Source organism: Anaeromassilibacillus sp. SJQ-5 (genome assembly GCF_054108045.1).
On record NZ_JBPJWQ010000001.1, the window covers coordinates 401,706 to 415,229 of the forward strand.

At 63.3% G+C, this 13,524-nt stretch carries 12 protein-coding genes; 9 read left to right on the forward strand and 3 right to left on the reverse strand.

The features are described 5' to 3' along the window. Positions 1–52 precede the first annotated feature (52 nt). The 6 genes from ACSAMM_RS01630 to ACSAMM_RS01655 all read left to right on the forward strand — a co-directional run bounded on the left by ACSAMM_RS01630 (position 53) and on the right by ACSAMM_RS01655 (position 7,019). A complete protein-coding gene (locus ACSAMM_RS01630) occupies positions 53–1,492 on the forward strand; it encodes a M20/M25/M40 family metallo-hydrolase (RefSeq protein WP_457789307.1) in 1,440 nt (479 codons plus the stop codon). 64 nt (positions 1,493–1,556) lie between these two features. Next, the gene (trxB, locus tag ACSAMM_RS01635) at positions 1,557–2,498 is read left to right on the forward strand and encodes a thioredoxin-disulfide reductase (RefSeq protein ID WP_457789309.1); all 942 of its coding nucleotides are present in this window, start codon (positions 1,557–1,559) and stop codon (positions 2,496–2,498) included. A 66-nt stretch (positions 2,499–2,564) separates the two neighbouring features. Then, positions 2,565–3,446, forward strand: coding sequence for a serine hydrolase domain-containing protein (locus ACSAMM_RS01640; RefSeq protein WP_457789311.1), 882 nt, complete (start codon positions 2,565–2,567; stop codon positions 3,444–3,446). A 70-nt stretch (positions 3,447–3,516) separates the two neighbouring features. Continuing rightward, positions 3,517–3,777 (forward strand): TfoX/Sxy family DNA transformation protein, encoded by a 261-nt coding sequence (locus ACSAMM_RS01645; RefSeq protein WP_178721633.1) that lies wholly within the window; start codon positions 3,517–3,519, stop codon positions 3,775–3,777. A 132-nt stretch (positions 3,778–3,909) separates the two neighbouring features. Beyond that, on the forward strand, positions 3,910–5,586 hold the full coding sequence (locus ACSAMM_RS01650) for an FtsW/RodA/SpoVE family cell cycle protein (protein ID WP_457789313.1): 1,677 nt from the start codon (positions 3,910–3,912) through the stop codon (positions 5,584–5,586). 65 nt (positions 5,587–5,651) lie between these two features. Continuing rightward, entirely contained in the window at positions 5,652–7,019 is a 1,368-nt protein-coding gene (locus ACSAMM_RS01655) for a penicillin-binding transpeptidase domain-containing protein (RefSeq protein ID WP_457792134.1), read from the forward strand. 46 nt (positions 7,020–7,065) lie between these two features. Here ACSAMM_RS01655 and ACSAMM_RS01660 read toward each other — a convergent pair whose 3' ends face one another. The 3 genes from ACSAMM_RS01660 to eno all read right to left on the reverse strand — a co-directional run bounded on the left by ACSAMM_RS01660 (position 7,066) and on the right by eno (position 9,949). Further along, complete coding sequence (locus tag ACSAMM_RS01660; RefSeq protein ID WP_457789315.1) at positions 7,066–7,710, reverse strand: manganese efflux pump; 645 nt, start codon at positions 7,708–7,710, stop codon at positions 7,066–7,068. 235 nt (positions 7,711–7,945) lie between these two features. Further along, positions 7,946–8,611: an orotate phosphoribosyltransferase gene (pyrE, locus tag ACSAMM_RS01665; RefSeq protein WP_178726274.1), complete on the reverse strand. Its 666-nt coding sequence runs from the start codon at positions 8,609–8,611 to the stop codon at positions 7,946–7,948. 78 nt (positions 8,612–8,689) lie between these two features. Then, positions 8,690–9,949 carry a phosphopyruvate hydratase gene (gene eno, locus ACSAMM_RS01670; protein ID WP_457792136.1) on the reverse strand — a complete coding sequence of 420 codons (1,260 nt, stop codon included), beginning with the start codon at positions 9,947–9,949 and terminating at the stop codon, positions 8,690–8,692. Positions 9,950–10,117: 168 nt separating this feature from the next. Here eno and ACSAMM_RS01675 point away from each other — a divergent pair, with 168 nt between their 5' ends. From ACSAMM_RS01675 to ACSAMM_RS01685, 3 genes are read left to right on the forward strand one after another with little or no spacing between them, the layout of a single operon-like run. After that, positions 10,118–11,338 (forward strand): FprA family A-type flavoprotein, encoded by a 1,221-nt coding sequence (locus tag ACSAMM_RS01675; protein ID WP_457789317.1) that lies wholly within the window; start codon positions 10,118–10,120, stop codon positions 11,336–11,338. Positions 11,339–11,392: 54 nt separating this feature from the next. Next, on the forward strand, positions 11,393–12,109 hold the full coding sequence (locus ACSAMM_RS01680) for an N-acetylmuramoyl-L-alanine amidase (protein ID WP_457789319.1): 717 nt from the start codon (positions 11,393–11,395) through the stop codon (positions 12,107–12,109). Further along, entirely contained in the window at positions 12,106–13,347 is a 1,242-nt protein-coding gene (locus ACSAMM_RS01685; protein ID WP_457789321.1) for a [Fe-Fe] hydrogenase large subunit C-terminal domain-containing protein, read from the forward strand. The genes ACSAMM_RS01680 and ACSAMM_RS01685 overlap by 4 nt, the downstream gene beginning before the upstream one ends. Positions 13,348–13,524: the final 177 nt, after the last annotated feature.

Genomic DNA, 13,524 nt, shown 5'->3' on the forward strand with positions numbered 1-13,524 from the left:
AGAGAGGAAAAGGTCCGCGCCGGCTTGACGCGGCAGAAGGGAGAGAAATGGCATGGGCTGGTGGATAGGCTTAGGTGTACTCATCCTGTTGGCGGGGCTGCTGGGAGCGGCCTGCGTGCGGGCGGCGCTGCTGAAAAATCCAGAGAAGCGGGGAGAGCCGCAGCCGGTAGATGGGGAGAAGGCGGCGAAATATGCAAAGGATTTGTCCCGGATGATCCGCTGCGAGACCATCAGCGTGCGGGAGAGCGGCCCAGCGGAGAAGTTCGCCCGGTACCGGGCGGAGCTGGAGCAGCTGTTCCCGCTGGTGCATGAAAGGCTGGAGCGGACGTTGATCGGGGACGCGATGCTGTTCAAGTGGAGGGGGACGGATCCAGCGCGAGGGGCCGTGGTGCTGATGGCCCATTCCGATGTGGTGCCCGCGGCCGGAGAGTGGGATCACCCGCCCTTTGCCGGGGAAATCGCGGACGGCTGTGTCTGGGGCCGGGGAGCCATGGACACCAAGGGGTCGCTGTGCGCATTGTTCAACGCGGTGGAGGAACTGCTGGCCGAGGGATTCATGCCGCCCTGCGACGTGTATCTCGCCAGCTCCAACAACGAGGAGATCATGGGGGACGGGGCGCCCAACACCGTCACGTGGCTGACGGATCACGGGGTGAAGCTCGATTTGGTGCTGGACGAGGGAGGCGCGGTCATCGAGGCCCCCATGCCGGGGCTGGACGGCAAATACGCCATGCTGGGGGTGCTGGAGAAGGGGTACGCCGATGTGCGGTTCACCGCCGTGTCGGCCGGCGGGCATTCCAGCACGCCGCCCAAGGGCACCCCGCTGGCCCGGCTGGCGGCCTTTGTCAACCGGGTGGAAACCCGGCCGCCGTTTCCGGTAAAAATCACGCCGCCGGTGAAGGCGATGTTCGCGGCCATGGCGCCGGATATGGCGTTTCCCTTCCGGCTGCTGTTCGGCAACTTATGGCTGTTCGGGCCGCTGCTCAAACGGGTCATTCCCAAGGTCAGCGGGCAGGCGGGGGCGCTGCTGCACACCACCTGCGCGTTTACCATGGCACAGGGCAGCGACGCGCCCAATGTCATCCCGGCGGAGGCCAGCGTGACGGCCAATCTGCGGTTTATGGTGCATCAGGGACGGGAGGCGTCCCTTCAGGCGCTGGAGAAGCTGGCGAACAAGTACGGGCTGCGCATGGAGGTGCTGTACGCCTGCGACTGCTCGCCGGTGGTGGATGTGCACAGCGCGGGGTACGCTTATATCCGGCAGTGCGTCCGGGAGGTGTTCCCGGAGGCGGGAATTGCGCCGTATGTCATGCTGGGCGGCACCGACGCCAAGCATTATGCGAAGGTTTGTGACTGCGCACTGCGGTTCGCGCCCACCGTCCTGACCCCACAGCAGCTGGCCAGCATGCACGCGCGCAACGAAAACCTGTCGGTGGACGCGCTGGCGCGGGCGGTGGCGTTTTACCGGCGGGTGCTGACGGGATACCGATAGGGTACATATTTTAGGCGGGATCCTTCTATACTAATAGGGAAATAGGGAAGGATGGCGATGGGACATGGTGGATGTTCTGATCATCGGCGCAGGCTGCGCCGGGCTGACGGCGGCAATTTACGCCACACGGGCGGGGCATCGGGTGGTGGTGCTGGAAAAGCTGTTCCACGGCGGGCAGATTTCGGTGACTAACGAGGTGGAGAATTACCCGGCCATCGACCGGATTTCAGGGCCGGATCTGGCCAACCGGATTTACGAACAGGCGGCGGCGCTGGGGGCGGACGTACGCTATGAGGACGTGAGCGAGGTGGATCTGGCGGGGCCGGTCAAGCGGGTGACGACCTCCGGCGGGGAATATGAGGCCCGCGCGGTTATCATCGCCAACGGCGTCCAGCGGCGCAAGCTGCAGTGTCCGGGGGAGGAAAAATTCCTGGGGCGTGGCGTCTCCTACTGCGCCACCTGCGACGGGGCCTTTTTCAAGGGAAAGGACACAGCGGTGGTGGGCGGCGGCAACACGGCGCTGGAGGACGCGCTGTTTCTCGCCAACCTGTGCCGGACGGTGTATCTCGTGCACCGGCGGGACAGCTTCCGGGGAGAAAAGGTGCTGGCGGAGGCCGTCGCGCAAAGGCCGAACATCCGGCCGCTGTTCAACAAGACGGTGGAAAGCATCCACGGCGGCCAATCGGTGGAGGGGGCGGCGCTGCTGGACACCGTGACGGGCGAACGCACGCAGCTGCCGATCAGCGCCGTGTTCGTGGCCATCGGGATGCAGCCGGACAACGGGCTGTTCGCGGCCGCGGGGCTGGACGAGAACGGGTATATCCAGGCGGACGAAAGCTGTACCACCCGGCTGCCTGGGGTGTTCGTGGCGGGGGACACCCGCACCAAGTGGCTGCGGCAGATCATCACCGCCGCGGCAGACGGGGCGGTGGCCGCCACCCGGGCGGGGCATTACCTGGAAACCGCGGGGCTGGGGCAATCGGAGGAGGCGCTTTCACCGGTTTGATGGTTGACGCCGTGGCAGAATTGTGGTACGCTTGATATAATATTAGTCTGCTGGAGGGGTTGAAACATGGACGCACAGACCAAGTTTTGCCGGCTGAGAGACGCCATTGAACAATCCGGCGCCGAATTTTTCCGTATGGCGCTGTGGCAGGACGGCGCGTATTTCGCCCATGAGTTTCTGCCCATGTCCGCGTGCAGCAATCTATATTCCATCTCCAAGGTGCTGACCTCCACCGGCGTGGGGCTGGCCTACGACGAGGGGCTGCTGAAGCTGGAGGATCCCATTGTCAAATATCTGGGCAATCACGTGCCTGAGGAGGCGGATCCGAAAATCCGCGAGGTGACGGTGCGGCATCTGCTGACCCAGACCTCCGGCATCGGGCAGGGCAGCCTGTTCGAGGCCGACCGGTATCTGGGCACGGGGGAAGACTGGATCGCCCGGGTGCTGGGCCGGGCCATGCCGCACCAGCCGGGGACGGTGTTCACCTACGACAACGGGAACTATTACATGCTCAGCTGTATCGTGGAGAAGGTGACCGAGCTGCCGCTGGATCGGTTCTTGAAAACCACGCTGTTCCGCCGGATGGGCATCCGAGAGTTCGCCTGGGAGCGGTGCCCGCTGGAGCATACAATGGGAGCCACCGGCTGCTACATGGGGCTGGAGGATCTCAACAAAATCGGGCGGCTGTACGCGCTGGGCGGCAGCTACGAGGGGAGGCAGCTGCTCAGCCGGGAATGGGTGGAAATGGCCGCCGCGCCGTATCCCAACACGAGCGGTACGCCCTATGGGTTCGGCTTCAGCCGCCGCCCGTCGGGGGATTTCTTCTGCGGCGGGGCGCATAACCAGTTTTTGTACATATCGCCGGCCCAGAAAATCGCGGTGGCGATACAGGGATACGACGACACGCAGCAGATGGATCAGCTTATCGAGCAGGCCATCGGAGACTGAGGCCGCATGGACGGCCGGATATATTTCGCGATAGCCGGGCGATGAGAACCGGCGAAAAGGGGGGTGCAATATGGGAGAGCTGGTCAAGCTGCCCAATATCGGCCCGGAGCTGGAACGTCAGCTTCATCTGATCGGCGTCGATACGGTGGAGGAGCTGCGCCGCAGGGGGAGCAAGCAGGCCTGGCTGGATATTCAGAAAAACGATCCGTCCGCTTGCTTCCACCGGCTCTGTTCGCTGGAGGGGGCGCTTCACGGGGTGCGTAAAATCATGCTGCCCGACGAGGTAAAGGCGGATCTCCAGGAGTTCTACAACGAACATACAAAGAGATGAGAGGGGGACGGCAGATTGCCGTCCCTTTTCCTTTGGAAACTTCATACAAACTTCATAGTTTTTTTACTTTTAAATCCCCAGAGAACGTGATAAAATAGGGGAAACGCGGTGCGCGGGAAGGAGGCGATCCCCATGGGCGATTTGTCGGCGGTGACCGGCTATTACAACGCGGCGGTCCGTATTCTGATGCCGCTGCTGGCGGTGGGGCTCCTGCTTCTGTGCGGGCGGATGCTCCTGCGGCGCAGAAGCAAACCGCGGCCGCTGGCGGCTTTTGTGCTGGAGGACGGCACCCGGCTGCCTGTGACGGCGGAGGAAACCGCCATTGGCCGCAGCACTGTCAGCGACATCTGCCTGCCCGTGCAATCGGTGTCCCGGCGGCACGCGGTGCTTACCCGGGACAAGACCGGGTGGCGGCTGCGGGACACCCGCTCAAAGGGCGGCGTCACCGTCAACGGGGAGCCGATCCGGGTGCCCACCTATCTGGAATACGGGGATCGGGTAGCGTTCGCCGGCGTGGGAATGCGGTTCGTCAAGGCGACGGCGCAGGATGCTCAGACGGCGGACGGCGGAAAAAAGGAGCCAAGCGCCATCCCCGGCCTGTTCGTGCTGACCATCTTCCAGCTGCTGGGCTGTCTGTCCCTGCTGCTGCATTACGCCGATAAGCTGCCGTTGGCGCTGCCGGTGTGCTTTGCCGGGCTGCTGCTCATGGAGTGGATTTACTGCGGCGTCCGCCGGTTTCAGGGGGTGGGCGTGGAGCTGCTGGCCTTTTTCCTGGTGACCATCGGTCTGTTTGTGGCGGCGAGCGCGGTGCCGTCTTCCCTTTACAAGCAATTTGCCGCGGTGCTGCTGGGACTGGCCATGTTCTGCGTGCTGAGCCTCATCCTGCGGGACGTGGAGCTGACCATGAAGCTGCGGTATGTCATCGGGGCGCTGGCGGTGGGGCTCCTCGTGCTCAACCTGTTCATCGGGGAAACGCGGGGCGGGGCGAAAAACTGGATTAACCTCGGCTTCATCACCATCCAGCCGTCCGAATTCGTCAAGGTGGCCTTCATTTTCGCGGGCTGCGCCACGCTGGAACGGCTGATGACCTACCGCAATACTATCCTGTTCGTGCTGTTTTCGGGGGCCTGTATCGGGCCGCTGTTCCTCATGAAGGATTTCGGCACGGCCGCCATCTTTTTCATGGGGATGCTGATCATCGCCTACATGCGGTCGGGCGATTGGAAGACCATTGCCTTTTTCTCCGGCCTGGCGGTGGCGGGCGCGGCGGTGATTATCGCGTTCATGCCTTATGTGGCCAGCCGGTTCGCCACCTACCGGCACGCGTGGGAATACGCGGCCTCCTCCGGCTATCAGCAGACCCGTACCATGGTGGCCATCGGCAGCGGCGGCCTATTCGGCGTGGGGGGCGGCAACGGCAACCTGGATATGGTGGCGGCGGCGGACACCGACCTGGTGTTCGGCTTCGTCAGCGAGGAGTGGGGGCTGCTGATTGCCCTATGCTGCGCGGGCTGTCTGATCCTGTTCGCGCTGTATGCGGTGCGGTGCGCCTCCCGGGCCCGATCCGCGTATTTCGCTATCGCGGCCTGCGCGGCGGCGGGGATGTTCCTGTTCCAGGCGGCGCTGAACATTTTCGGCTCCACGGATTTGCTGCCGCTGACGGGGGTGACCTTCCCGCTGGTAAGCAACGGCGGCTCGAGCATGGCGGCCAATTTCGCCATGCTGGCCTTTATCCGCGCGGTGGGACTGGAGAATGCCGGCCCGCCGGCGGCCGGGAAGGGGCAGGTACCGCTGAACCGCCAGGCGTGATGGATCCAGCGCTTACCTAGAAAGATGGCTTATCTGAGAAAGGATGGGTGACAGCCTTGAAACAAATGACGCGGCGGGCGTATCTTCTGCTGGCCTTCCTGCTGGCGTTCACGGCGGGACTGGTCATCCTTCTGGTGATATATGTGGCGGACGCCAAGGCTTGGACCTCTTACCCGGCGAACCGCCATATCTACAACAGCGAGGCGGTTCTCAGCGGGGGAGGCACCATCACCGACCGCAGCGGGGTGATTCTCGCCCAGACGGTGGACGGCAAACGGGTCTACAACAGCAAGGCGGAGATCCGCAAAGCCGTGCTCCACATGGTGGGGGATTCCGACGGCTTTATCAAGACGGGTTTGCAGAGCAGCTACTGGGAGCAGCTGGTGGGGTACAACCTGGTCAACGGGGTGTTCCAGCCAAGCGGCCGGGGCAACGATATCGCCACCACCCTGGATGCGAACCTGTCAGCCACCGCCCTCAAGGCGCTGGGCAGCTATAAGGGAACGGTGGGCGTTTACAACTACAAAACTGGCGAAGTGCTCTGCATGGTCAGTTCGCCCACCTTCGACGTGAACAGCAAGCCGGACGTCGAGGGGGACACGACGGGCAAATACACCGGCGTGTATCTCAACCGGTTTTTGTCCTCCTCGTATCCGCCCGGCTCCACCTTCAAGCTGGTGACGGCGGCCGCCGCCCTGGAGTCGCAGAAGGACATGGACACCCGCACGTACACCTGCAAGCGAGGCGTGGAAGTCGATGGGGAATGGATCAGCTGTCTCGGAAACCATGGGAAAATCGGATTCAAGGATGCGCTGGCCCAGTCCTGTAACGCGTATTTTGCCCAGCTGGCCATCTCTCTGGGGCCGGATACACTGACCAAGTACGCCGAGAAAATGGGGTTTAACCAGAGCTTTTCCCTGGACGGGATCGCCGCGAAAAAGAGCACCATCGACTTCACCGATATCCGCCGGGTGGACTTGGGCTGGGCGGGGATGGGGCAGTACACCAATCTGGCCAATCCCCTGCATTTCTTGACCATGATGGGGGCTATCGCCAACGGCGGCGTACCAGTGAAGCCCTATTTCATCGAGAGCATCACCACCCCGGCGGGCTTGCCGGCGCATCTGCGCGTGTCGAAAAACGGCTCGCGGATGCTCAGCGCGGACGCGGCGGACACGCTGAAGGACATGATGCGCTACACCGTGACAAAGAAGTATGGAGACGCCACGTTCCCGGGGCTGCAATTCTGCGCGAAGACGGGCACGGCGGAGGTGGGGGCCGGTATCGAGCCTCATGCCTGGATCGCGGGGTTCAGCCAGGATGAAAAGACGCCGCTGGCGATCGTGGTGGTCGCGGAGAACGGCGGTTTGGGCATTGGTGTGGCGGGAAAGATTGCCAACACGGTGCTGCAGCAGGCGAAAAAGCTGGTGTAATTTTTATGATAAAGGCGGGCCATGCGCATGGCCCGCCTTCTGCGGTTTATAGGAGTTTGATAGCGGCCAGCAGCAGAAGAAGAGCGCCGCCTACCCAGGAAAGATCGTGCCGGAGCCGGGCGGCCACCCGGTTGCCCAGGGCGCTGCCGCCCATCACGGCGGCGGCGGTCAGCAGCAGGGAGAAAAGCAGAACCAACACGGGGGAGGCGTTCCCCATGCCAGCGCCGAAGCCGACGGCCAGGCCGTCCAGAGACATGGCCACGGCCAGGGACGCCGCCTCGGCGGAGGACAGGGTTTTGGACGCGTCCCGATCCGCCTCGGGGGGATCGGCGTATATGTTCAGGATGAACTGGAGACTGAACAGGGAGAAGCGCCATTCCTTGTTCAGCGGCTGATGCCGGCGGATAAGGGCTTTCAGGACGCTGTCGAACAGCTTGACGACGCCCAGGAGGGAGAGAATGGCGAAGCTGACGCCGGCGGTAAGGGCCGGGGGCAGCCAGGGGCGCAGAAGCGTGCCGAGAAACAGGGAGACGGCCAGCAGCGCCGTGCATATGCCGTCGATGACGGCCACCGACAGGAAGGGGATCCGGATGTGGCCGGTGCCGTAGGCGAAGCTGGCGAAGAAGGCGTCGGTGGACAGGGCGGCCACCAGCAGGAAGGCCTCGAGAATGGACGTCCAGAGCTCGGGCAAGGGGAACACACCGCCTTTCTGGCGTCGTAGAGGACGCCCCGCGCCTGTATGGGACGCGGCGAGCGCATGGCGGCTTCCATAGCCGCCGTGGCCCTTCTGGATCAGTCTATTCTCCAACACGGTTTTTGGTTATACCGGCCGTCGGCGTCCTTTCGATGAAGCGGGCAAAAGAAAACGCGGTGTCCGGTTGTAAAACCGAATGACCGCGTTTTTTAATAGAATGCCAACTGGAAAATCAGTCCAGCACACAATACTGCCGCATATAGGCTTCCATGCGGGGAAGGACGTCGGCATAGGTCGGCTGGGCCTTGAGGTACTCGTGAATGTCCCGCACGGTGACGAGGGCGTGCACCTGGATGCCATAGGCTTCCCCGACCTCCATGACGGCGGTTTTGCCGGGGGTCTGGCCCACCTCGCAGCGGTTGACGGAAATGAACATGTCGGGGACCGTCACCTGGCCGCAGCCGGTCAGGATGGGCATGGTTTCCCGGATGGCGGTGCCGGCGGTGATGACGTCCTCGATGATGAGGATCCGGTCGCCGTCCTTCGGCCGATAACCGACCAGGGAACCGCCCTCGCCGTGGTCCTTGGCCTCCTTGCGGTTGAAGAAATAGGGCTTATCCACGCCGTATTCGGTGGCCAGGGCGGCGGCGGCGGCGGTGGCCAGGGGAATGCCCTTATAGGCCGGGCCGAACATGGCGTCGAACCTATCGCCGCAGGTTTCATGAATCAGGGCGGCGTAGAAACGGCCCAGGGCGGCGATTTGACCGCCGGTCTTATAATTGCCGGTGTTGATGAAATACGGGGTTAGACGGCCGCTTTTGGTCTGAAATTCCCCAAAGCGGAGCACGTCGGCGCTCATCATGAACTCGATGAAATCCTTCTTTCTGGTCGTAAGCATTGCGTCCCATCCTTTTTTGTTCGATTGCCACCAGTATACCGTATATGGGGACAAGATGCAAGAGGATGGGGCGCGGGGTTACAGACGGCCGTACACCGCCGCCATGCCGAGGGTTTGCTCGATTTTCAGCAGCCGGTTGTATTTGCACACCCGGTCGGTGCGGGCGGGCGCGCCGGTTTTGATTTGCCCGGCGTTCAGCGCCACGGCGATGTCGGCGATGGAGGTGTCCTCGGTTTCCCCGCTGCGGTGGGAGAGGATGGTGCGGTAGCCGTGCTGCTGGGCGAGCCGCACCGTCCGGATGGTCTCGGACAGGGTGCCGATTTGATTGGGCTTGACCAGAACCGCATTGGCGCTGCGGGATCGAATGCCCTGCTCGAGGCGGGCGGGGTTGGTGACGAACAGGTCATCCCCCACGATTTGCACCCGGGCGCCTAGCTGTTCGGTGATGCGGGCGAAGCCGTCGAAGTCGTCCTCTCCCAGGGGATCCTCGATGGAAAAGATAGGAAACCGGCCGGCAAGATCCGCAAAGTGGGCGATGAGGGCCTCCCGCGTGAGGGATTGGCCGTTTTTGGGCAGACGGTAGCCGTCGCCCTGCGTCCACTCGCTGGCGGCGGCATCCATGGCGATGGCCACGTCGGCACCGGGACGGTAGCCGGCAGATTCGATGGCCTCCACCAGCAGCTCCAGCGCCTGCTCGTCGTCCCGCAGACTGGGGGCGAAGCCGCCCTCGTCGCCCACCGCCGTGGCCAGCCCCCGGGACTTCAGCGCCGCTTTCAGGGCGGCGTAGATTTCGGTGCCCATCTTCATGGCGTGGCAGAAGGAGCCGGCCCCCAGGGGCACGATCATAAATTCCTGGATATCCACGTTGTTATCCGCGTGGGCGCCGCCGTTGAGAATATTCATCATGGGCACCGGCAGGGTCACACCCCCCGCGCCGCCGAGATAACGATAGAATTCCAGCCCATGGGCCGCGGCAGCAGCGCGGGCGCAGGCCAGGGATACGGCCAGGGTGGCGTTGGCGCCCAGGCGGCTTTTGTTGTCGGTGCCGTCGGCACGGAGGATGGCGTCGTCCACGGCGGCCTGATCGTTAGCAGGCAGACCGTGGAGCGCTTCGTTCAAATCCTGATTGACGGCCCGCACGGCCTTCAGGACGCTTTTGCCGCCGTAGGCGGCGGGATCCCCGTCCCGCAGCTCGACGGCCTCATGGCGGCCGGTGGAGGCGCCGGAGGGCACGCTGGCCACGGCGGCCGCGCCGTTTTCCAGGTAGACCTCCGCTTCGACGGTAGGGGTGCCGCGGGAATCGAAAATCTGGCGGCCGCGGACGGCCGCGATGCGCATGCTGGACAATCCGTATCACTCGCTTTCCTTTTTATATCCATAGTATGGCAAAAATATGAAAAAATAAACTGCCGGGCGGCATTTCTGCGGATTTGGGCCGGCGGCGGTATGTTCGGAACGGAGGGAGGCATACTATGGCATGTTGAATTTTCTGGGGGAGGCCAAAAAATGGAAAGCGTGAGGCGGCTGGGGCCGGATTGGTTTTGGGTAGGAGGCAGCGACAGGCGGCTGGCGCTGTTTGAAAACATGTTCCCACTGCCCGACGGGGTGGCGTACAACGCCTACCTGCTGGTCGACGAGAAAACGGTGCTGATCGACACGGTGGATGCGGCGGTTTCCCGGCCGTTTCTTGAGAATATCGAGGCCGCGCTGGACGGGCGGCCTCTCGATTTTTTGGTGGTCAACCACATGGAGCCGGATCACTGCGCCAACATCGAGGCCCTGGCGGCCCGGTACCCCGCCATGAAAATCGTGGGAAACCGCAAGACATTCAGCCTGATGGCGCAGTTTTACGATTTCGACGTGGCCCTGCGGGAGTACGAGGTGAAGGAGGGCGATCGTCTGCCCATCGGCCGGCGGACCCTGCGCTTTACCTTCGCGCCCATGGTACACTGGCCGGAGGTGATGCTCACCCTGGAGGAGACGGAGGGGGTGCTGTTTTCCGCCGACGCCTTCGGCGCCTTCGGCGCGTTCTCGGGGAACCTGTTCAGCGCTCCGGCTCTGTATGAGAGCCGGTGGCTGGACGAGGCGCGGCGGTATTACGCCAATATCGTGGGCCGGTACGGCGGGCAGGTGCAGCGGGTGCTGGGCAAGCTGGCCGGAGCGGACATCCGGATGATTTGCCCGGCCCACGGGCCGATCTGGCGGGAGAACCTGCCGTATATCCTGGAAAAATACGATCGCTGGAGCCGCTACGAGCCGGAGACGGCGGGGGTGGTGCTGGCGTACGCCACCATGTACGGCAACACAGAGGCGGCCGTTCACCGGCTGGCGGCCCGGCTGGCGGATCGGGGGGTGGAGGATATCCGGATGTTCGATGTGTCCAAGACCCATCCCTCCTTCATCGTCGCAGAGGTGTTCCGGCTGAGCCATCTGGTGCTGGCCGCCCCAACCTATAATGGCGGGCTGTATTACGCCATGGACGCCCTGCTGCGGGAAATGGCGGCGCTCAACGTGCGCAAAAGGGGCGTGGCGGTGGTGGAAAACGGCTCCTGGGCACCGGCGGCGGGCAAGGAGATGACGACGCTGCTGGCCGGCATGGCGGAAATGGAGATGCTCGCGCCGCCGCTGACCCTGAAATCCGCGCCCAAAAACGGGCAGCGGGAGGCTTTGGACGCACTGGCGGATCGGGTGGCCGACGGGGTGCTGGCGGCGCGGGAACGGTTGTGATTTCCCGGAAAACGTGGTAGGATGATGCCATAAGCCGGGAAAGGAGCGAGGCGTATGCGCCATTGGAGGGAAATTCTCGCGGGCGGGCTGTGCCTGCTGCTGGCGGGCTGCCGCGGGCCGGCGGTTTCGCCGGAGTCGGAAGGGCCGGCCAGCAGCCGGTATACCCCGCCGTATCCGGTAACGGACGCGCTGTTGCCGGTGGAGACGTGTTCGGATCCCCGCGAGGAAACGATTTCCCATGTGGTCATTCATTCCATGAGCGCCGTGCGGGACCATCCCGAGGCTCCCTGCGATATGACGCATATCCGTCGCATCTTTCTGGACGGGGGCGTTTCCACCCATTACGTCGTGGATCGTCAGGGAACGGTCTATCGCCTGATTCCCGAGGAACGGATCGCCTGGCACGCCGGAAAAGGGAAATGGCTTGAGGAGAGATTTACCGATCGGCTGAACGCGTATTCCATCGGCATCGAGTTGTTGGGCATGGGGACGGCGGAGGAGATGGAGACCATACTCACGCCGGATCAGTATGCGGCTCTGGCCCCGACGCTGGCGGGGTTCACCGACGAGCAGTATGCGGCGCTGCGCGGTCTGCTGCGGGACATAGAACGGCGGCATCCGGCGGTGCTCTTCAACCGGGAGCATATTTTGGGGCATGGGGATTACAGCCCCAGCAAGACGGATCCCGGCGAACTTTTTGACTGGAGCCGCCTTGAACTGCCGGACAAACCGGGCCGCCCGCAGGCGGAGGAAAGGAAGGAATCATCATGACGAGCTTTGACACGCTGTATAAGGATCTGCTGCGCCGCAGTTTTTCGGACGGCAAGGAGCCGCTGCCGGAATACGACGCGTACCATCTGGACTGCCTGCTGCATCCGGAGAAATATCCCCCCGTGCTGCGCACCGCCTCCTGCGGCGAGGGGGACTGCGAGCACGCCTGCCAGAACAGCTGCATCTTCGATGCCATCGTCACCGGGGAGGACGGCTCGATGGAAATCGATCCCGCCCTGTGCACCGGCTGCGCGGCCTGTATTGAGGCCTGCCGGATGGAGCGGCTGACCGCGAGCCGGGATATTCTGCCCGCCATGAAGGCGGTACGGGAGGCGCAGGGGCCAGCGTATGTGCTGGTAGCGCCGGCGTTCATGGGGCAGTTCAGCCCGGAGGTGACGCCCGGCAAGCTGCGCAGCGCCTTCAAGGCCCTGGGGTTCGCGGGCATGATCGAGGTGGCGCTGTTCGCCGACATCCTCACCCTCAAGGAAGCGCTGGAGTTCGACAGGCATATTCTTAACGATGGGGATTACCAGTTGACCAGCTGCTGCTGCCCCATGTGGATCGCCATGATTCGGAAAATCTATCACGAGCTGATGCCCCATGTGCCGGGGTCGGTGTCCCCGATGATCGCCTGCGGGCGGGTGGTGAAAAAGCTGCATCCCGACGCGGTGACGGTGTTTGTCGGCCCGTGCCTGGCCAAAAAGAGCGAGGCGAGAGAGCCGGATATTGCCGGCGCGGTGGATTACGTGCTGACCTTCCAGGAGGTGCAGGACGTGTTCGAGGCGGCGGGGATCGATCCGGCCGATCAGCCGGAGAACGAGAAGGATCACTCCTCCCGGGCAGGCCGGATTTATGCCCACACCGGTGGGGTGAGCGAAGCGGTGCGCTGCACGGTGGAGCAGCTGAATCCTCACCGAAGCATCACCGTCCACACCCGGCAGGCCGACGGAGTACCCGCCTGCCGGGCCATGATCGAGGAGCTGAAAAGCGGGCAGACCACCGCCAACTTTTACGAGGGAATGGGCTGCGTCGGGGGCTGCGTCGGGGGGCCGAAGGCCATTCTCAGCCGGGAAGAGGGCCGGGAGCATGTGGTGGCCTACGGCAATGAGGCAGCCTATGCCACGCCGCTGGAAAACCCCTATGTAATCGAGCTGCTTCATCGGCTGGGCTTCGACACGGTGGAGGAGCTGCTGGAATACAGCGATATCTTCACCCGGGATTTTGGGCCAAAGGAATAACGGGCCGGATGTATCATCCGGCGATAGGTATGTTCAGGCGCCGCTCCGAAAAGAGCGGCGCCGTTTATTTTTTGATTTTTTGGATGGATATGGAAATCCACCTTGTAAAAAGGGGAAAGGCAACGTATAATGGGGAAATAACAATGCTGTTGGGCTCCCATACCGGGCGAGGGGCGG